This window comes from Streptomyces sp. NPDC059850, from assembly GCF_042731515.1.
Taxonomy (GTDB): domain Bacteria; phylum Actinomycetota; class Actinomycetes; order Streptomycetales; family Streptomycetaceae; genus Streptomyces.
On sequence record NZ_JBHWJI010000018.1, the window covers coordinates 103,333 to 122,890 of the forward strand.

Annotated in this window: 13 protein-coding genes and 1 pseudogene; 3 read left to right on the forward strand and 11 right to left on the reverse strand. The window is 70.7% G+C overall.

What is annotated here, in order from left to right; genetic code table 11:
- Positions 1-166: 166 nt before the first annotated feature.
- Entirely contained in the window at positions 167-1,069 is a 903-nt protein-coding gene (locus ACFV9T_RS17455) for an ADP-ribosylglycohydrolase family protein (protein WP_385441056.1), read from the reverse strand.
- A gap of 11 nt (positions 1,070-1,080) precedes the next feature.
- On the reverse strand, positions 1,081-1,740 hold the full coding sequence (locus ACFV9T_RS17460; RefSeq protein ID WP_385441057.1) for a histidine phosphatase family protein: 660 nt from the start codon (positions 1,738-1,740) through the stop codon (positions 1,081-1,083).
- Positions 1,741-1,882: 142 nt separating this feature from the next.
- Between ACFV9T_RS17460 and ACFV9T_RS17465 the strand changes: the two genes are divergently transcribed.
- Positions 1,883-2,509 carry a TetR/AcrR family transcriptional regulator gene (locus ACFV9T_RS17465; protein ID WP_385441059.1) on the forward strand — a complete coding sequence of 209 codons (627 nt, stop codon included), beginning with the start codon at positions 1,883-1,885 and terminating at the stop codon, positions 2,507-2,509.
- A gap of 43 nt (positions 2,510-2,552) precedes the next feature.
- On the opposite strand, the gene ACFV9T_RS17470 is transcribed toward ACFV9T_RS17465, so the two are convergent.
- The 4 genes and pseudogenes from ACFV9T_RS17470 to nrdR all read right to left on the reverse strand — a co-directional run bounded on the left by ACFV9T_RS17470 (position 2,553) and on the right by nrdR (position 8,318).
- Positions 2,553-3,158 (reverse strand): YdbC family protein, encoded by a 606-nt coding sequence (locus ACFV9T_RS17470; RefSeq protein WP_385441061.1) that lies wholly within the window; start codon positions 3,156-3,158, stop codon positions 2,553-2,555.
- A 146-nt stretch (positions 3,159-3,304) separates the two neighbouring features.
- Positions 3,305-4,492, reverse strand: a pseudogene (locus tag ACFV9T_RS17475) (pyridoxal phosphate-dependent aminotransferase); the annotation flags it as partial.
- A 324-nt stretch (positions 4,493-4,816) separates the two neighbouring features.
- Complete coding sequence (locus ACFV9T_RS17480) at positions 4,817-7,681, reverse strand: vitamin B12-dependent ribonucleotide reductase (RefSeq protein ID WP_385441062.1); 2,865 nt, start codon at positions 7,679-7,681, stop codon at positions 4,817-4,819.
- A gap of 115 nt (positions 7,682-7,796) precedes the next feature.
- A complete protein-coding gene (nrdR, locus tag ACFV9T_RS17485) occupies positions 7,797-8,318 on the reverse strand; it encodes a transcriptional regulator NrdR (RefSeq protein ID WP_385441064.1) in 522 nt (173 codons plus the stop codon).
- Positions 8,319-8,783: 465 nt separating this feature from the next.
- Here nrdR and lexA point away from each other — a divergent pair, with 465 nt between their 5' ends.
- Positions 8,784-9,587 carry a transcriptional repressor LexA gene (lexA, locus tag ACFV9T_RS17490; protein ID WP_385441065.1) on the forward strand — a complete coding sequence of 268 codons (804 nt, stop codon included), beginning with the start codon at positions 8,784-8,786 and terminating at the stop codon, positions 9,585-9,587.
- Positions 9,588-9,719: 132 nt separating this feature from the next.
- Here the strand turns inward: lexA and ACFV9T_RS17495 are convergent, their stop codons facing one another.
- The 4 genes from ACFV9T_RS17495 to ACFV9T_RS17510 all read right to left on the reverse strand — a co-directional run bounded on the left by ACFV9T_RS17495 (position 9,720) and on the right by ACFV9T_RS17510 (position 16,454).
- Entirely contained in the window at positions 9,720-11,720 is a 2,001-nt protein-coding gene (locus ACFV9T_RS17495; protein WP_385441068.1) for an ATP-dependent DNA helicase, read from the reverse strand.
- Positions 11,721-11,887: 167 nt separating this feature from the next.
- Entirely contained in the window at positions 11,888-12,574 is a 687-nt protein-coding gene (locus ACFV9T_RS17500) for a GNAT family N-acetyltransferase (RefSeq protein WP_385441069.1), read from the reverse strand.
- 66 nt (positions 12,575-12,640) lie between these two features.
- Positions 12,641-14,596, reverse strand: coding sequence for an IucA/IucC family protein (locus ACFV9T_RS17505; RefSeq protein WP_385441150.1), 1,956 nt, complete (start codon positions 14,594-14,596; stop codon positions 12,641-12,643).
- 319 nt (positions 14,597-14,915) lie between these two features.
- Positions 14,916-16,454 carry a diaminobutyrate--2-oxoglutarate transaminase family protein gene (locus tag ACFV9T_RS17510; protein WP_385441070.1) on the reverse strand — a complete coding sequence of 513 codons (1,539 nt, stop codon included), beginning with the start codon at positions 16,452-16,454 and terminating at the stop codon, positions 14,916-14,918.
- Positions 16,455-16,704: 250 nt separating this feature from the next.
- Between ACFV9T_RS17510 and ACFV9T_RS17515 the strand changes: the two genes are divergently transcribed.
- Positions 16,705-17,880 (forward strand): trypsin-like serine peptidase, encoded by a 1,176-nt coding sequence (locus ACFV9T_RS17515; protein WP_385441072.1) that lies wholly within the window; start codon positions 16,705-16,707, stop codon positions 17,878-17,880.
- Between the two features lie 90 nt (positions 17,881-17,970).
- Here the strand turns inward: ACFV9T_RS17515 and hflX are convergent, their stop codons facing one another.
- Complete coding sequence (gene hflX / locus ACFV9T_RS17520) at positions 17,971-19,473, reverse strand: GTPase HflX (protein ID WP_385441074.1); 1,503 nt, start codon at positions 19,471-19,473, stop codon at positions 17,971-17,973.
- Between the last annotated feature and the right edge of the window lie 85 nt (positions 19,474-19,558).

A 19,558-nucleotide genomic window follows, 5' to 3' on the forward strand; every position in this document is an offset into this window, starting at 1 on the left:
CCCGGGCGCCGTGTACCCGGATCAAGCGCTACGCCCCCGGGCCGCCGGAACGGGCCCGGCCGCGGACGGCTCCGCCGGCCCTCCGTAGCCAACGCGGCGCGGCGCGGGGGCGGTTCGGCGTCGCCGCGAACACCGCCGTGATCTGGGACGACGCAGGTCCCGTTCGTCAGTCCGCGGACGGGATCCAGGCCGGGATCCAGGCCGGGAGCGGCTCCGTGTGCTCCTGCCATGCGCGAGGCGGTGCCCCACGGGAACCGGACGCGACCACTCCGCCGGCGATCGCGCAGGTGGTGTCCACATCCCCACCAGCCTGCGCGGTGGTCCAGAACGTGTCCTCGAAGGAGTCCAGGTGCCGGGCCGCGGCCCAGAGCGCGAAGGGCACGGTGTCATGGGCGCTGGTGCGGCGGCCGCACCCCAGCACCGCGGCGACGGTACCCGCGTCCGCGTAGTCCAGCATGTCGCGGGCGCGCCGCAGCCCCGCCTGGACGGCGCTGCGCGGGACGGCCCCGACCACCCGGTCCAGCAGGGCCTCCGGCCCGCCGTGGCCCGCCGGATCGGCCACCACGGCTGCCGCGGCGGCCACCGCCATCGCCCCGGCCACGGCCTCCCGGTGCTGGTGCGTGGTGTACGCGGAGATCTCCGCCTGATGCGTCGCCTGCTCCACGTCGCCCGCGTACCAGGCGCCCAGCGGAGCGATCCGCATGGCGGCGCCGTTACCCCATGAGCCCTGCCCCTGGAACAGTCCGGCGGCCAGATCGCGCCAGTCGCCGCCCTCCCTGACCAGCCGGAGCATCCGGTTCACGGCGGGGCCGTACCCCCGGTCGAAGTCGTGGCGCACGGCGAACGACCGGGCGAGAGCGTCCTGGTCGATCCGGTCGTGCCCGGCCAGGACGGCCAGCACGGAGCAGCCCATCTCGGTGTCGTCGGTCCACTGCCAGGGGGCGGGCGGCAGTTCCCGGCGCTTGAGGAAGGGATAGTTGGCGGGGACGAAGAACTGGGAGCCGAGGGCATCGCCCACGGACAGCCCGCGCAGGCTCGCCAGAGCCCGGTGGTAACGGTCAGCGGTCATCGCTGCGCACTCTAACCGGTGAGCCCGTAGGGCTCGGGAGTACACCAGTGTTCGAAGGGGCGGTCGAGGTGGTAGCGGCCGTCGGAGCCCAGCAGCAGCGTCCGCGTCTCGGCGTTGTCCGGGTTGGACAGTGACTCGAATTCGGCGACGCTCCAGTGCAGCCAGCGCATGCAGAACAGCCTCATGGTCAGCCCATGGGTGACCAGCAGGACGTTCGGCGGGTGCGCCGGGTCCTCGAAGCTGCGCCACAGGCTCTCCAGGAACGCGTCCACCCGGTCGTAGACATCCGCCCCGGACTCCCCCTGTGCGAAGCGGTAGAAGAAGTGCCCGTAGGCGTCGCGGTACGCCTTCTGCTTCTTCACGTCCTCGCGGTCCTGCCAGTTTCCCCAGTCCTGCTCGCGCAGCCGCGGCTCCTCCCTGACCCGGGTGCGGGACGGATCCAGGCCGAGCAGCCCGAGGGTCTGATGGGTGCGCCGGTACGGCGACACATAGACCGAAACCCGCTCCTCGTCGAAGGTGGCACGCAGCCGGACGCCCGCCTCCTGTGCCTGCCGCCGCCCGGTCTCGGTCAGCTTCAGGGCATGGTCGGGCACGCGTTCGTACACCGAGTCATCGGCATTCCCCTCTGATTCTCCGTGCCGTATGAGGATGATGCGCCGGGGTCGTGCCATGCCGCCCACCCTAGATCGGGCGTGCGACGAGCGCCTTGCTCCCCTCCTCCGCCGCCTCCGGTGGCTCGATCGCGCCCTGTAAACACAACCACAGTCGCATTACCCTCAGGATGACACGAGAAACCCGCTAAGGCAACAGGAGTTGCAATTGTCGGAGAACGCGGCCCACACCCCGGGCACCATCCGCCCCGGCGGGCGCACCGCGCGCACCCGCGCCGCGGTCCGCGACGCCGTGCTCACCGGTCTCGCCGAGCACGGCTACCCGGGCCTGACAGTCGAGTACGTCGCCGAACACTCCGGTGTCCACAAGACGACGGTCTACCGGCGCTGGGGCAGCGTCGAGGGGCTGGTGGCCGACGCCCTCCAGCTCACTGGGGAGGCCTCCTGGACGCCTCCCGACACCGGCAGCCTCGACGGCGATCTGCGGGCCCTGGCCCACGAAGTGACCGAGACCTTCGGCGGCGCACCCGCCACGGCCGCGCCGACCGCCTTCGTCGCCGCCGCGTTCCATTCCCGGCGCGCGGCGGAGGCGCTCCGTGACTTCTATGCCGAACGGTTCGCCCGGTGTGAATCCGTGGTGGCGCGGGCGGTCGACCGGGGTGAGGCACCCGCCGGTACCGACGCCGCGGCGGTCGTGCGGGCGGTGTCCGCTCCGCTGTTCTTCCGGGCGCTGATCACCCGTGAACCCATCGATGGACCGCTCGCCGACCAATCGGCGGCAGCCGTCGCCGCCGCCGTACGGGCCGGGGCGTATCTCCCGGCCGGGTGACGCTCGGAGGCCTCCCTCCGGAAAGCCGGGCACGGTCGCGCCGTCAGACCGTCCAGGCGGACTCGACGCCCACCACGTCCCCGGCTATCGCGGCCACATCCGCCTCCGTCTGGGCGCGCAGCCCCAGCCGCTCCACCCGCTCCACCCGGTACTTGCCGTGTTCGGCGGCCGAGTCCCACATCGACAGCACGAGGAACTCGTTTCCCGGTGCCTCGCCGAAAACCCCGCGCAGCATGCCGGGCGACCCGGCCATCGCCGGGTTCCACACCTTCTCCTGCACCAGCGTGAAGTGCTCCACCCGGTCCGCGTGCACCCGGCAGTGCGCGACCCGCAGCACGTCCGCGTCGTTGAACCGGGGCTGGAAGCCGACCTTCACATCGAAGCGATGCTCGAAGAGCCGGACTTGCATGTTCCGGTACGTGCCCGTCTGCGCGGCCGCCAACCGATTGTGCGACCGCGCCATGAAGGAGTCGTAGAACGCCCGGCTCTCCCAGAACGCGAAGATGTGCGCCACGTTCGGCCGCCCCCGGCTCCAGCCACCGCCCTGCCCCCGGAAGCCAGGCTCACCGGGCATCCCCGCCCACTTCCGCTGCCCCCGCTCGAACCCCGGGCGGTCCACCACGGTGCAGCGAATCCACTTGACCAGCACCGCGCCATCCTACGGCCCCGACGGTGGCCCGCATCACACAGGAATCGGTCCACCCCGCGCCCCGGAGATGGACGCGGGGCGCCGCGGCGGGAAGCACGTACGTCTGCGCCAGCGGCATCCGGTCAGCGCCTCCTGCGCCCCGTCCCCGGCCCCGGATGGCCCACACCGGCACCCTGCATGCCTCCGCCGGGCCCCGCCAGCCGCATGCCCGGAGTCGGCGCGTACGCCGCCTGCAGCTGCTGCCCTCCGGGTAGGGGCGCGTACCAGGCGCTTCCATACAGGACGCTGCTGAGCCCGGACAACAGCCGTTGCACATCGGGTTCCGAACGCACCACCAGCCGCATGAACTGGCTGCTGCTGCCGAGTTTGTTGCCGCACTCGCGCACCAGCACGCCGTGTTCGGACAGCAGCCGGTCCCGCACCTGCACGCCGTCCGCCCCTTCCGGCAGTTTGACGAACACGAAGTTGCCCTGGGAGGGGTAGACGGTCATCCCCGGCAGACAGCCCAGCTGCGAAATCATCTCCTGCCGGTCGCGGGCGAGCATCCGCAGGCTCATCTCGTAATCCTGCTGGTGGTCCTTGAGCATGAAGACGATGATCTCGGCGAAGGAATTGAGGTTCCACTTCGGCAGCCTGGAGCGGACCTTCCGGGCGAGCGAGGGGTTCGCCACCAGGTAGCCGAAGCGCACGCCGTGCAGGCCGAAGTTCTTTCCCAGGCTGCGCAGGACAACGACGTTCGGACGCACCACGGCCTCGTCGACGACGCTCGGCCACGGACCGGAATCAGGGTCGACGAACTCCAGGAAGGACTCGTCGATGACGACCAGATCGAGGTCCGCGAGGGCATCCATGAACGATATGACGGCGTCGCGGGAGAGAAGACCGCCGTCGGGATTGTTGGGATTGCAGATGACGGCGGTGCGCGATCCCCGCTGCCGGATGAACGACACGAAGGCATCGGGATCGAGGGCGAAGCCGTGCCGTTCCGGCAGCCGGAACATGTCCACGCGCTTGCCGGTCTCGTCCGGCTGATCCGTCCACCGGCCGAACGTGGGGATCGGCACGGCCAGGCTGTCCTTGACCAGCAAATGGTCGATCCAGGTGATGAGTTCCGTCGAGCCGTTGCCCATCGCCATGGTCTGTGGCTGGAGATCGAGCAGATGCGCCAGTTCGGCTGTGATCGTATCGGCGGAGCTGGGGTAATAGGTGAGAATGTCGCGCAGCATGGCCGACAGCTCGTCGAACATGCCAGGGGTGGGGAAGTAGGGATTACAGGGGATACAGAAATCCACGATGTCCTGTCCGCCGCCCGCTACCCCGGCGCGGTTCAGCATGAAGTACGACGGACTGTGGTTGGTGCCCCGGAAAAGCTGTGCGGCATTACCCGTGTTGCCGATGGCGGCGACAGTCACAGCAAGACCTCCTCGGTCACATGGGCCGTGCTGCGCACGACGTTCGACTCCGCTGCACAGAGCGTGGCGCACGAGCCACCGCCAGTCGGGGCGTTGTCGAATTTCATGGTGCGTGTGAGAAGTCGAGTGACAGGAGATGGGGAAACCGCTACAGTCCCCCCGACTTCTGACCGCCTCCGCCCATGCGAGCGGGGCGCGGCCCGAAGGCCACGCCCCGCGTCAGAGGTCACCCGCCAGGGCGGACGATCAGCTGCAGCCGCTCGTCGAGCCGCAGCCCTCGCACAGGTAGCAGCTGCCCGCGCGGCGCATCTTGGTGCCGCAGGAGAAGCACAGCGGTGCGTCCGCGTTCATGCCCAGCTGGATCTCGACCAGCTCGGTCGAGCTGTGGGCCTCCTTCGGGGCGGACGTCTCGGACTGGGACACGGCCGTGGTGGCCTTCGGTGCCTCCAGCCGACGCGGCGCCGACTGGGCCAGGCCCTCGACGTCGACGTCGTCCTCGGACGCCTCGTACGAACCGGTCTCCAGGTGACGCTGGCGCTCCTCGGCGGAGTGGATGCCGAGCGCCGACCGGGTCTCGAAGGGCAGGAAGTCCAGCGCCAGGCGGCGGAAGATGTAGTCGACGATCGACTGGGCCATCCGCACGTCCGGGTCGTCCGTCATTCCGGCCGGCTCGAAGCGCATGTTGGTGAACTTCGAGACGTACGTCTCCAGGGGCACCCCGTACTGGAGGCCGACCGAGACGGCGATGGAGAAGGCGTCCATCATGCCCGCGAGGGTCGAGCCCTGCTTGGACATCTTCAGGAAGACCTCGCCGAGCCCGTCGTCCGGGTAGGAGTTCGCCGTCATGTAGCCCTCGGCGCCGCCGACCGTGAAGGAGGTGGTGATGCCGGGACGGCCCTTGGGCAGGCGCTTGCGGACCGGGCGGTACTCGACGACCTTCTCGACCTCCGGCTCGGCCTGCTCAACCGCCTTCTCCTCCTTCTTCTTGGCGGAGAGCGGCTGGCCGACCTTGCAGTTGTCGCGGTAGATCGCCAGCGCCTTGAGGCCCAGCTTCCAGCCCTCGAAGTAGATCTCCTCGATCTCCTCGACGGTGGCCGTCTCCGACATGTTGACCGTCTTGGAGATCGCGCCGGACAGGAACGGCTGAGCGGCGGCCATCATCCGCACATGGCCCATCGGCGAGATGGAACGCTCGCCCATCGCGCAGTCGAAGACCTCGTAGTGCTCGGGCTTCAGCCCCGGCGCGTCGATCACATTGCCGTGGTCAGCGATGTGGGCGACGATCGCCTCGACCTGCTCCGGCTGGTAGCCGAGCCGCTTGAGCGCCTTGGGGACCGTGTTGTTCACGATCTGCATCGAGCCGCCGCCGACCAGCTTCTTGAACTTCACCAGGGCCAGGTCCGGCTCGACGCCCGTGGTGTCGCAGTCCATCATCAGGCCGATGGTGCCGGTGGGTGCGAGCACCGACGCCTGGGCGTTGCGGAAGCCGCTCTTCTCGCCGAGGCGCAGCACGTCCTGCCATGCCTCGGTGGCCGCCGCCCAGACCGGGGTGTCCAGGTCGTCCACGCGCTTGGCGATGGCGTTGGCGTCCGAGTGCTGCTTCATGACGCGGTTGTGGGCGTCCGCGTTGCGGGCGTAGCCGTCGTACGGGCCGACGACGGCCGCCAGCTCGGCGGAGCGCTTGTACGAGGTGCCGGTCATCAGGGAGGTGATGGCTCCGGCCAGGCCCCGGCCGCCGTCGCTGTCGTAGGCGTGACCGGTGGCCATCAGCAGGGCGCCGAGGTTGGCGTAGCCGATGCCCAGCTGGCGGAAGGCGCGGGTCGTCTCACCGATCTTCTGGGTCGGGAAGTCCGCGAAGCAGATGGAGATGTCCATCGCGGTGATGACCAGCTCGACGACCTTGGCGAAGCGCTCGGCGTCGAAGCGCTGGTTGCCGGAGCCGTCGTCCTCAAGGAACTTCATGAGGTTGAGCGAGGCCAGGTTGCACGAGGAGTTGTCCAGGTGCATGTACTCGCTGCACGGGTTGGACGCGGTGATCCGGCCCGACTCCGGCGAGGTGTGCCAGTGGTTGATCGTGTCGTCGTACTGGATGCCCGGGTCGGCACAGGCCCAGGCCGCCTCGGCCATCTTCCGGAAGAGGGACTTGGCGTCGACCTCCTCGATGGGCTCACCGGTCATGCGGCTGCGCAGGCCGAACTGCGAACCGGACTCCACGGCCTTCATGAACGTGTCGTTCACCCGGACCGAGTTGTTGGCGTTCTGGTACTGGACGGACGTGATGTCGTCGCCGCCCAGGTCCATGTCGAAGCCCGCGTCGCGCAGGGCGCGGACCTTCTCCTCTTCCTTGACCTTGGTCTCGATGAACGCCTCGACGTCCGGGTGGTCGACGTCGAGGACGACCATCTTGGCGGCCCGGCGGGTCGCGCCGCCCGACTTGATCGTTCCGGCGGAGGCGTCGGCGCCGCGCATGAAGGAGACGGGCCCGGAGGCGTTGCCGCCGGAGGAGAGCAGCTCCTTGGAGGAGCGGATGCGGGAGAGGTTCAGGCCGGCGCCGGAGCCGCCCTTGAAGATCATCCCCTCTTCCTTGTACCAGTCCAGGATCGACTCCATGGAGTCGTCCACGGAGAGGATGAAGCAGGCGCTGACTTGCTGCGGCTGCTTGGTGCCGACGTTGAACCACACGGGCGAGTTGAAGCTGAAGACCTGGTGGAGCAGCGCGTACGTCAGCTCATGGTCGAAGATCTCGGCGTCCGCCGGGGAGGCGAAGTAGCCGTTGGCCTCGCCGGACGCGCGGTAGGTGCCCACCACTCGGTCGATGAGCTGCTTCAGGCTCGCCTCGCGATCCGGGGAGCCGACCGCCCCACGGAAGTACTTGCTCGTGACGATGTTGACCGCGTTGACCGACCAGGAGTCGGGGAACTCCACACCGTGCTGCTCGAAGTTGACCGACCCGTCACGCCAGTTGGTCATGACGACGTCACGGCGCTCCCAGACCACCTCGTCGTACGGGTGCACGCCGGGGGTGGTGTGGACGCGCTCGATACGCAGACCCTTGTTCTTGCTTCCCTTGGAGCGGGAGCCTCGTGCGGGGCCGCTCGCCGTCTCTGTCATTCCGCCTCCCTGTACGGGCGAAAACGCCCTGATGTGCCCATTTCTTCCCGGGCACGGTGTCTCTTGTCTTTCACCCGGAGGCGCGATGCGCCCCGGGCAGGTATTCGGCCGCCGGTCAGTCGGCGGCGGTGACGGGCGCGGGGGCCTCCTCGACCCCGTCGGCGCCGGGTCCGCGGTCGTGCGCGGGAGGCCGTTGCTGGTCCCGCAGCTCCGTGACCGCGGCCTCGAAATCCTCGAGCGAGTCGAAGGCGCGGTAGACGGAGGCGAAGCGCAGGTAGGCGACGAGGTCGAGCTCCTGGAGCGGACCGAGTATGGCGAGCCCCACGTCGTGGGTGGACAGCTCGGCGCTTCCGGTGGCCCGTACGGCCTCTTCCACGCGCTGACCGAGCTTGGCGAGGGCGTCCTCGGTGACGGGACGGCCCTGGCATGCCTTGCGAACCCCGGAGATGACCTTGTCGCGGCTGAAGGGCTCGGTGACCCCACTCCGCTTGATCACCATCAGTGACGCGGTCTCCACGGTCGTGAAGCGACGCGAACAGTCGGGGCACTGGCGGCGCCTGCGGATCGAGCAGCCGTCATCCGTGGTCCGGCTGTCGACGACGCGGCTGTCGGGGTGCCTGCAGAAGGGGCAGTGCATGGCTCCGTACCCTCCCTCACCCTCAAAAACGGCGCATGACTGAGCATGACTGACAAGCCCCGACCGGCCGCGCAGGCCCGTCGAAGCGACCACAAGCATAGGCGAAGATCTCGGCAACGAATCACCAGGGACCACAAGCTGTGGGTGGCTGACATCCATCAAACCACTAGATCTGGTGTCTGGCACCCAACCGCACCGCATGGCGTGTCATGGCTCGGGAGCAGGCACGAGACTACGCGAACCCCACGGGTCCCGGCTCCACAGGACCCGGGGTGCAAGACTGGGCCCCACCGCCGGACGGGGCCGAAACTCACTCGCCAACCCGCGCCCGAGACTGCCCCATACACCCAAGCCTGTGATCACGTCAGCTCATCTTGGATATTTCACTCGAACGTGTGTTTGGCGCAACCTTTCGAAAGCAACTACCGTTGTCCAACTAGGGAGAACATCTCGAGAGGGGCCGTCGTGACCACCACCGCAGAGAGCGCCACTGTTACCGCCCAGGAGCGCTCCCAGAGCCGACTCGAACAGACGCACGCGATGAATCAAACGCACGCGATCAACGACGCGAGCACGAACCCTGAGGGGCAGAAGACGACCCGATCACTACCCGGGCGACCTCCAGGAATCCGGGCGGACAGCTCAGGGCTGACCGACCGGCAGCGTCGCGTCATCGAGGTCATCCGCGACTCTGTGCAGCGGCGTGGGTACCCCCCGTCCATGCGGGAGATCGGCCAGGCGGTGGGCCTCTCCAGCACCTCGTCCGTCGCCCACCAGCTGATGGCCCTGGAGCGCAAGGGCTTCCTGCGGCGTGACCCGCACCGGCCCCGGGCGTACGAGGTCCGTGGCTCGGACCAGCCCAGCACCCAGCCGACGGACACCACCGGCAAGCCCGCTGCGTCCTACGTCCCGCTGGTGGGCCGGATCGCGGCCGGCGGGCCGATCCTCGCGGAGGAGTCGGTCGAGGATGTCTTCCCGCTCCCCCGCCAGCTGGTCGGCGACGGTGAGCTGTTCGTTCTGAAGGTGGTCGGCGACTCCATGATCGAGGCCGCCATCTGCGACGGGGACTGGGTCACGGTGCGCCGTCAGCCCGTCGCCGAGAACGGGGACATCGTCGCCGCGATGCTCGACGGGGAGGCGACGGTGAAGCGCTTCAAGCGCGAGGACGGCCATGTCTGGCTGCTCCCGCACAACGCCGCGTACCAGCCGATCCCCGGTGATGAGGCGACCATTCTGGGCAAGGTCGTCGCAGTGCTGCGGCGCGTCTGAGCCGACGGACCGAGGCACGCCCCCGGCGTGCCCAACGACCGGGCCCCGGGACCACTGCGCCGGTTCCGGGGCCCTGCTGTATGCCCGGCCTGGCCCGAATACCCGCCCCGACCCGATGCCCGCCCTCGCGCGCTACGCCCCCTCGGCCTTGGCCGCCGCGTCGATCGCGGCCAGGGAGCGGCGCACCTGGTTGCGGTCGGTCGTGTACCAGAAGTCCGGCATGGTCTTGCGCAGGAACGAGCCGTAGCGGGCCCGCTCGACCCGCGGATCCAGAACGGCGACGATGCCACGGTCCCCGGAGGCTCGCACGAGCCGCCCCGCGCCCTGCGCCATCAGGAGCGCGGCGTGCGTGGCCGCGACCGCCATGAAGCCATTGCCACCGGCCTCCTCCACGGCCTTCTGCCGCGCGCTCATCAGCGGGTCGTCGGGGCGCGGGAAGGGCACCCGGTCCATGACCACCAACTGACAGCTCGGGCCCGGCACATCCACGCCCTGCCACAGCGACAGCGTGCCGAACAGGCAGGTCCTGGCGTCGGCGGCGAAGGCCCGGATCAGCTCGCCGAGAGTCTCCTCGCCCTGGAGGAGGATGGGCACGTCGAGCCGTCCGCGCAGGTCTTCCGCGGCGGCCTGGGCGGCGCGCATGGACGAGAACAGCCCGAGCGTGCGCCCGCCCGCGGCCTCCACCAGCTCGGCCAGCTCATCCAGCATGTCGCCGCGGCTGCCCTCGCGGCCGGGCTGGGCGAGATGCTTGGCGACGTAGAGGATCCCCTGCTTCGCGTAGTCGAAGGGCGAGCCGACGTCGAGGGCCTGCCAGCGCGGAGCGGCGTCCTCGCCGCCCTCGGGGTCCTGCGGGCTCTCCGGAGCGAGGCCGAGCGACGCGGCCACCCCGTTGAAGTCCCCGCCGATCTTGAGGGTGGCGGAGGTGAGGATCACCGAGCGGTCCTCGAACAGCTTCTCGCGCAGCAGACCGGACACGGACAGCGGGGCGACGCGCAGCGAGGCCCCGAAGCGGTCGTGCCGCTCGTACCAGATCACGTCGAACTCGGAGGCCTCCACGATCCGCTCCGCCACCTGGTGGATGTTCTCCACCGCGCCCAGGGCCTGCTTGCGGACGGCGTCCTCGTCCTGCACCGAGGCGTCACGGGTGGCGCCGAGCGCTGAGATCACCGTACGGGCCGCGTCACGCAACGCCATCAGGGCATAGCTCAGGTCCTCGGGGATGGTCTCGAGGCGGCCGGGGAGCGCCAGCTCCATGATCCGCTCGAAGGTCTCCGAGGCGGTCTGGAGCGCGTCGGCCGCCTTCTCGTTCACCAGCCTGGCGGCGCGCCGCACGGCCCGGTTGACCTGGCCGGGGGTCAGCTCACCGCTGGCGACGCCGGTGACGCGGGAGACCAGCTCATGCGCCTCGTCGACGATCAGCACCTCGTGGCTGGGCAGCACCGGGGCGCCCTCGATGGCGTCGATGGCGAGCAGCGCGTGGTTGGTGACGACGACCTCGGCGAGCTTGGCGCGCTCGCGGGCGGCCTCGGCGAAGCACTCCGCGCCATAGGCGCACTTGGACGCGCCGAGGCATTCGCGGGAGGTGACCGACACCTGGGACCAGGCGCGGTCGGAGACACCGGGGGTCAGGTCGTCGCGGTCGCCCGTCTCCGTATCGTCGGACCAGTCACGCAGCCGCAGCAGGTCCTTGCCCAGCTTGCTGGTGGGCGCGGCCGCCTCGAAGGGGTCGAACAGCCCGCCCTCGTCGGCGTCCTCCTGCGGCACGCCTTCGTGGAGGCGGTGCAGGCACAGGTAGTTGGACCGCCCTTTGAGCATGGCGAACTCGGGGCGGCGGCGCAGCAGCGGATGCAGGGCGTCGACGGTGCGCGGCAGATCGCGCTCGACGAGCTGGCGCTGCAGGGCGAGGGTCGCCGTGGCAACGACGACGCGCTCGCCGTGGGCGAGGGCGGGCACCAGGTAGCCGAGCGACTTTCCGGTGCCGGTACCGGCCTGGACCAGCAGATGGGACGTGTCGTCGATCGCCTCGGCCACGGCTTCGGCCATGGCTGTCTGGCCAGGGCGTTCGGTACCGCCGACGGCGTCGACGGCGGCGTGCAGCAGGTCTGCGAGCGGAGGCGAGGACGTGTCAGTCATAGGGCTGTCAGCCTACGCGGCGGCACCGACATCACTCCCGCCCACGGTCGTATCACCCTCCGTGGAGGGAACGCGTGGTATGGGCGGAACCTGGACGGGCCGAGCGGTGTATCACAGGAAAAGGCGGCGCTCGGAAGCCGTCGCGGAACACAGGGGGTCACGATGGCTCACAGCAGGTGGCGCAGGGCGCGGTCGCGCAGCATCAGTGCCGCGCGTTTCCCGGGCAGGTCCACCTCGGCGGAGAAGCGGAAACCGGCGCCGAGAAAGGCCGCGACGGAGGGGGCGTTGCGCAGATCGGGTTCGGCCACGACCCGCGCGCAGGACGGGCGGTGTTCGAGTACGAGATCGGCCGCGGCGCGGAGCAGGGTCGTGCCCAGGCCCTGGCCACGGTCGCTGACGCGGCCGATGAGCAGATGGACGCCGGTGTCGTGCGGCCGGGCCGGGTAGTGCCGGGCGAGCGGGTCGAGATCGGCGCGGTAGACCTCCCAGTAGCTCATCGGGACGCCGTCCAGCACTCCCAGGCAGGGCACGCTGCGGCCGTCACCGTCGAGCTGGCCGCCCAGATGGCTCGCCGTGATGTCGTCGGGGCCGCCGAGTTCCCAGAAGGCGGCCACGGCCGGGTCGTTCATCCACCGGGCGATGAGCCGCAGATCGCGCCCGACGCGGACCGGGACCAGCTGAAAGGTGCCCGCCGGGGTGCTGGTGGGACCCCATTCGGCGATGCGGTCGAGCAGGTCGGGGCGAGTGCCGAACTCCGGGCCGGTCAGCTGGCCCTCGGGAATTCGGGCGGTCTCTTCTTCCTGGCGCGTCCGCATGTCGAGGGTGTCGTCGGTGCTGGAGTCGGAGTGCGGCACGGGGACGCTCTCCTCTCATGGATCTCGGACGCGCCGTGAGGGCGTGATCGGCGGGGTGGACGGAGGTCATGCCGTGGAAGCGGCGGACGTGACAAGGGGGTTGGCGATGGTGACGTAGACGGACTGGGTGTCGACCGGCCCCACGAGTTCGTCCAGGCCGCGCAGGCGGGTGAGCAGATTGGCCTTGCAGCGCAGGGTGGGCGTCTCCAGGAGGCGGGCGGGCAACCGCGAGCGGAGCTTGCCGGGGCCGGACGCGGCGTCGGCGAGGAAGCGGCGGAACGCGGCCAGCAGCACGCGCTCGTCGGCGAGCCGCTGCGACCCGAACGCTCCGATCACGCCGAGGATGTTGTTGACGCCGAGGTAGTAGGCGAAGCGCTCATCGGTGACCTCGTCGGATACGAAGGTGTCGCTGCCCCCGCCGATGCCGGGCAGCCGCCGCTGGAGATCGTCATACCGGGACTCGCGGAAGTAGTAGCCCTGGTTGTCCCGGTAGCGTCCCCCGACCGGCCAGCCGTCCGGGTCCAGCAGCACCAGGGTGTTCTGCTGGTGTGCCTCCAGGGCGATGCCCGCCTCTCCGTCCAGCCAGAGCACGGGGCGTACGACCGTGTGCAGATAGCGCAGGAACCACTCGGCGCTGACGGCGGCCGAGGAGCGGCCGGTGCGGGCGGCGAGCCGGGCGACGAGGCGGGCCAGGTGTGAGCGCATGGCGGGCCGCCCCGGCCAGGGCCGGAGCGAGAGGAGCCCGGCGACGCAGACGGCGTCGTCGCCCGGGCCGAACGGGTTGTGCCGGATGACGACGTCGAGCCCGGTCAGGGGGTCGCCGTCCGGCCCGTCCACCGCGAGCCAGGCCGGGTCACGGACGATGTCGAAGCCGGGGAATCCGGGGAAGGCGGCCCGCCACTGCTCGGCCAGCCCGCTGCGCAGCAGCCGGTGGACCTCGACGCCGCGGTGCAGCTCCTTGCGGAGGTTCTCGCGGCGGGAGTTGGTGATCCGCAGCCCGAGGGAGAGCTTGAGCATCGCTGCCGCGCCGGGCCGGTAGACGGTGCGCACGGAGGAGGTGGGGTGCCAGTGTCCGCCGGCCGGGCCGAGGTCGTGCAGCAGGCCCGCGTCGAACAGCGCGGCGGTGGCCGGGCGGTGCCGGATCTCCTGGGCCTGCCACGGGTGCAGGGGCAAGGGCACGGTTCCGGAGGGCAGTCGCAGACCGCTGCCCGCGAGGGAGAGGGCCAGCCGCTCGGCCGGCACGGTCCTGCCGCGTTCGGTCCAGGCCGACTCGCAGGCGAGCACGGACCGGTCGACGCCGAACCAGTGCAGGGGAAAGGAGCCACGCGATTCGGGAGAGCACACAGGTGACGCGGCGTCGGAGAGACCTTCACGGCTCTTCGGCGTCGGATGAAGGGGGTGTCCGAGGAGAAGGGCCTGTTCCGCGCTGAGGAAGGGGGTCCCGGCGCCGGGGTCGGCGGGCGCGGCCCTGCGGTGGGCCAGGAATTGGGCGGTGCGTCGTACGGAGTCCGCTACCCGGCCGATGAGTTCGGAGGCCTCCGCGTCGGTCTCCTCCTGGCGGGCCGCGTACGCCGCCTCCCGGGTGAGCAGCGCCGCGAGGGCCACCGCGCCGACGGCGGGGGCGTCCCAGGGGCCGTGTTCCAGCACCGGCTCACCGAAGCGGTGCCAGCCGGTGGCCGACCAGTAGCGCACGGGCACCTGGAGGGAGGTGCCGCTCGCGGCGAGGGGGAGGCGCAGGATGTCCCGGTCCGGGGGCCCTGCGGCGGTCTCCCGTACCCAGCAGCGCAGCAGGTTCTCGACCCCCGCGGCGTCGGCGGCGACCTGCGGATCGGGATGGTCGAGCGGGTCCTGCCCGGTGGTGGGCGCGGGGTCCTCGGGTACGTCGTGACCGCTGTGATCCTGCCGTGGTACCGGGGCCGTCATGGCGAGGGGCGGCGCGGCGGTCGGTGGCACGGCTGGAGGTGCTGCCGACTCGGGCTGCAGGGCTGGAGGCTGGGGCGATGCCGCCGCCGGGTGGGGCATCCGGCGCTGTGGCTCCGTCAGCGCGGTCCCGGGTGGGAATCCCGCCGTCGTCTCCGCGGCGGACGCTGGCGGCGCGGAGGGCCTGGAGGGCGGGGCCTCACCTCCGGCTCCGGAGTGCCCGGCGACGGGGGCGGGGACGGGGGCCGTACGGTCGCTCATGGCACCGTCCTCCGGGTCCGGCTGGGGATACAGGGGGGTTCGCCCAGGGGAGTGCGGCATGGTGGGTGCGGCGCTCGCGTCACGGCCTTCACGCCGGGAGCCTGGCGCCTGCCTCCTTCGATGGTGCGGTGGTGGTGCGGTCTCACGGCCGCGGGGCGCGTCACCGGTGGCCTCCGGTGAAGGGCGGGGCAGGTGGCGGGAGTTCATGGGCGGCGCGGTCACCGAGGGCGCGGATCGCGGCGTCCAGGGCATCGGCGAGCCGGTCCAGGACGGCTTCGGCCTGCTCGTCGGTGATGGTCAGTGGCGGAAGGAGGCGGATCACCGCGGAGTGGCGGCCGCCGAGTTCGACGATCAGGCCACGGTGCAGGCACTCCCGCTGCACGGCGGCCGCCAGCGTCGGGGCGGCGGGGCGGGCGGCGGGGCCGGTCTCCGTACGGTCGGCGAAGCGGCCGTTCGTACCGGTGAAGGCACCGGTCGTCACGGCGGTGTCGGCCGTAGCACCGGGGTGCCCAGGGCCGGGGGCCGGATCCGCCGGGTCGACCAGTTCGAGGCCGATCATGAGGCCGCGGCCTCGGACGTCCCCGATGTGGGGCCACTGCGCGGCGAGCGCGCGCAGCCGCGTCAGCATCCGCTCGCCGACGACCGCGGCCCGCTGCGCGAGACCGTTTTCGCGAACGTACGCGAGCGTGGCCGCGCCCGCCGCCATCGCCAGCTGATTGCCCCGGAAGGTGCCCGCGTGGGCGCCGGGCCGCCAGGTGTCCAGCTCTTCCCGGTAGACCACGACGGCCAGCGGCAGGCTGCCGCCGATGGCCTTCGACAGCACCATCACATCGGGCACCACGCCGCTGTGTCCGACCGCCCAGAAGGAACCCGTGCGCCCCACGCCGGTCTGCACCTCGTCCGCGATGAGCGGGATGCCGCGGGCCGTGGTGATCTCCCGCATCCGGCGCAGCCAGCCGTCCGGGGCGGGGATCACCCCGCCCTCGCCCTGCACCGGTTCGAGGATCATCCCGGCCGGTGCGCCCGCCCCGCCCTTCGGGTCGTCCAGCAGCCGCTCGGTCCAGCGCGCCGCGAGTTCCGCGCCGTGCTCACCGCCCACCCCGAACGGGCAGCGGTAGTCGTAGGGATACGGCAGCCGGGTCACGCTCACCGAGGGGGCGCCGCCCGAGGCGGCCAGCGCCCCGGCCGTCATGCCGTGGTAGGCCCCGGAGAAGGCCAGCAGGCCGTCCCGCCCCGTGGCGGTGCGTACCAGCTTGAGCGCGGCTTCGACGGCGTCCGTGCCCGCGGGCCCGCAGAACTGCACCCGTGCGTGCGCGGCGAGTTCGGGGGGCAGCGTGGCGAACAGCTCGTCCGTGAAGGCGTCCTTGACCGGCGTGGCCAGGTCCAGGATCTGGAGCGGGGCTCCCGAGTCCAGCACGGCGCGGATCGCTTCCAGCACCACCGGATGGTTGTGCCCGAGCGCCAGCGCCCCGGCTCCGGAGAGGCAGTCGAGGTAGCGGCGGCCGTCGGCTCCCTCGATCGTCAGCCCGCGGGCGCGCACCGGGACGATGGGCAGCGCCCGGGCGTAGGTGCGGGCGGCCGACTCCCGCAGTGACTGGCGCCGCAGGATGGCCGGAGCGTCCTCGCCGGACCCGTCGCCGTCCGGTCCGGCGGGCGGCGAAGGGTCCGGCGTCATCGGCGGGAGCTGGGTCATGGCCACGGCTCACGGTCCTCTCGCTGCTGAACACCCTCCGGCAGTCCCCCGTACGTACCAACGACAGGTGGGGCCGGGGATCACGGGCTGACCGAAGATCCTTGCCGCCGGGAACCAAGGACCCGCCTGAAGTCGTCGTAGGCGGCACCGGCATAGTGGGGGATCACCCCCCTGTCGGGGGGAGCATGACAAATCCAGACAGGCCGTGAGCAGTCAGGCCGTGAAGCAGTTCAGAACATCAGGGGGAGTTCCGCCCATGCCTTTCAAACGCCGGCCCGCCCTCGCCACGGCGGCCGTCGCCGCCGTGCTGGCGCTCACCGCCACCGCGTGCGGATCGTCGGACGACTCGGCCGATGCCAAGGCCTCCGCATCGTCGGGCCAGCAGGGCGCGGACGACATCAAGCTGCCCGACAATCTCAACGACAAGCTGCAGAACCTCGGCGTCGACCTGGACCAGTGGAAGAACGGCGCCTGGAACAAGTGGGACCGGGACGACTGGCTCCGCGAGGCGGGCGACTTCATCAACCCGATCATCAAGGGGCTGTGGAAGCCGGACCGGATGCGGGATGCCCAGGAGCCGGAGGAGCAGGTCGACGACAGCGACATCGCGGACGACCAGGGCGTGACCGACCCCGATCCGCAGCCGGTGGAGGCCAAGGAGGTCGACAGCCCGTACAGCTCCCGCGTCCCCTACGCGGGCAAGGTCTTCTTCGACGGCCCCGAGGGGTCGATGGTCTGCTCCGCGACCGTGGTCGAGGACCCCGCCCACCCCGGTAAGTCCAACATGGTCTGGACGGCGGGCCACTGCGTCCACGCGGGCAAGGGCGGCGGCTGGTACAAGAACCTGATGTTCGTGCCCTCGTACAACGACTCCGGCAAGTCGGCGGCCGAGCTGAAGAACGCCACCAGGGAAGAACTCGCCCCCAAGGGCGTCTGGTGGGCCGACTGGGCGCAGACCTCCTCCCAGTGGATCGACAGCGGCGCGGCCACCGGCGGCAAGGGCGCTCCGTACGACTTCGCGGTCATGCATGTGAAGCCTGAGGTCAGCGGCGGCAAGTCGCTGGAGGAGACGGTCGGCGGCGCGCTGCCGGTCGACTTCAACGCACCGGCCGTGAAGTCCATCGACGAGATCACGGCCACCGGCTACCCGGCCGCCCCGCCGTTCGACGGCCAGAAGATGGACCAGTGCGCCGACAAGCCGGGCAGGCTCTCGCTGGACGCCAAGCAGCCGACCATGTACCGCATCGGCTGCACGATGACCGCGGGTTCCTCCGGCGGCGGTTGGGTCGCGAACGGTGCGGACGGCAAGCCCGCGCTGGTCTCCAACACCTCGATAGGCCCGTCCGACGCCACCTGGCTGGCGGGCCCTCACCTGGGCCCCGAGGCCAAGGGCATCTACAACGCGGTCAGCAAGAAGTTCGCGGGCCAGTAGTCACCCGCGCTCAGCAGCGGCGAAGGCCCGCCCCCGGATCGGGGGCGGGCCTTCGCCGTGAGGCCGTTCGGGCCGTGAGGCCGTTCGGTACTACTGCTGGATGCCTGCCGCGGCCGGTACGAACCGCCGCAGCTCGGCCGCCAGTTCCTCGTGCACCCGTGCCTTGAGCAGCGTGCCCTCCGGGGTGTGCTCCTCGGAGATCACCTCACCGTCGGCGTGCGCACGCGAGACCAGCTTGCCCTCGGTGTACGGCACCAGCGCCTCGATCTCGACCTGCGGCCGGGGCAGCTCGTCATCAATCACCGCGAGCAGCTCGTCGATGCCCTGCCCGGAGCGCGCCGAGACGGCCATCGCGCGCCGCTCCATGCGCAGCAGCCGCTGCAGCACGAGCGGGTCGGCCTTGTCCGCCTTGTTGATGATCACGATCTCGGGCACATCGACCGCGCCCACATCACGGATCACCTCGCGCACCGCGGCCAGCTGCTCCTCCGGCACCGGATGCGAGCCGTCCACCACATGGAGGATCAGATCGGCGTCGCCGACCTCCTCCATGGTGGAACGGAACGCCTCGACCAGGTGGTGCGGCAGATGGCGCACGAAGCCGACCGTGTCCGCCAGCGTGTACAGCCGCCCGCTGGGGGTCTCGGCCCGGCGCACGGTCGGGTCCAGGGTGGCGAACAGCGCGTTCTCCACCAGCACGCCCGCGCCGGTGAGCCGGTTGAGCAGCGAGGACTTGCCCGCGTTGGTGTACCCGGCGATGGCGACCGAGGGGACCTTGTGGCGCCTGCGCTCCTGCCGCTTGATGTCGCGGCCGGTCTTCATCTCGGCGATCTCGCGACGCATCTTCGCCATCTTCTCGCGAATGCGGCGCCGGTCCGTCTCGATCTTGGTCTCACCGGGACCACGGGTGGCCATACCGCCGCCCGACGATCCGGAGCCACCGCCACCCATCTGCCGGGACAGCGACTGACCCCAGCCGCGCAGCCTCGGCAGCATGTACTGCATCTGGGCGAGCGAGACCTGCGCCTTACCCTCGCGGGACTTGGCGTGCTGGGCGAAGATGTCGAGGATCAGGGCGGTACGGTCCACCACCTTGACCTTGACGACGTCCTCGAGGTGGATCAGCTGGCCGGGGCTCAGCTCACCGTCGCACACGACGGTGTCGGCACCGGAGTCGATCACGACATCGCGCAGTTCCTCGGCCTTGCCGGAGCCGATGTACGTCGCCGGGTCGGGCTTGTTACGGCGCTGGATGACGCCGTCGAGCACCGCGGCGCCCGCGGTCTCCGCGAGCGCGGCCAGCTCGGCGAGGGAGTTCTCCGCGTCCTGCACCGTGCCGGACGTCCAGACGCCGACCAGCACCACGCGCTCCAGGCGCAGCTGCCGGTACTCGACCTCGGTGACGTCCTCGAGTTCGGTGGAGAGCCCCGCCACGCGCCGCAGCGCGGCACGGTCGGAGCGGTCGTACTGGTCGCCGTCACGCTCCTCGTCGATCTCGTGACTCCAGGCGACGTCCTCTTCCATCAGGGCGTCGGCCCGAAGGCTCTCGGCGAGGCGCTGCCGGTCCTGCGGAAGGGAAGAGGAGTGGGTCAAAGGAATCCTTACGTCGAGGGACATCGTCACTGTCGTCAACGCGCGACGGACCCGTGGGATTCCCCACCGCTCCGGCGGCGACGCC

Excerpts from the sequence above, each read along its gene's own strand:
- ACFV9T_RS17515 (WP_385441072.1), top strand. The coding sequence starts at position 16,705 with ATGCCTTTCAAACGCCGGCCCGCCCTCGCCACGGCGGCCGTCGCCGCC.
- ACFV9T_RS17505 (WP_385441150.1), bottom strand. The coding sequence starts at position 14,596 with ATGCCCCACCCGGCGGCGGCATCGCCCCAGCCTCCAGCCCTGCAGCCC.
- ACFV9T_RS17480 (WP_385441062.1), bottom strand. The coding sequence starts at position 7,681 with ATGACAGAGACGGCGAGCGGCCCCGCACGAGGCTCCCGCTCCAAGGGA.
- ACFV9T_RS17455 (WP_385441056.1), bottom strand. The coding sequence starts at position 1,069 with ATGACCGCTGACCGTTACCACCGGGCTCTGGCGAGCCTGCGCGGGCTG.
- ACFV9T_RS17495 (WP_385441068.1), bottom strand. The coding sequence starts at position 11,720 with ATGACTGACACGTCCTCGCCTCCGCTCGCAGACCTGCTGCACGCCGCC.
- ACFV9T_RS17460 (WP_385441057.1), bottom strand. The coding sequence starts at position 1,740 with ATGGCACGACCCCGGCGCATCATCCTCATACGGCACGGAGAATCAGAG.
- nrdR (WP_385441064.1), bottom strand. The coding sequence starts at position 8,318 with ATGCACTGCCCCTTCTGCAGGCACCCCGACAGCCGCGTCGTCGACAGC.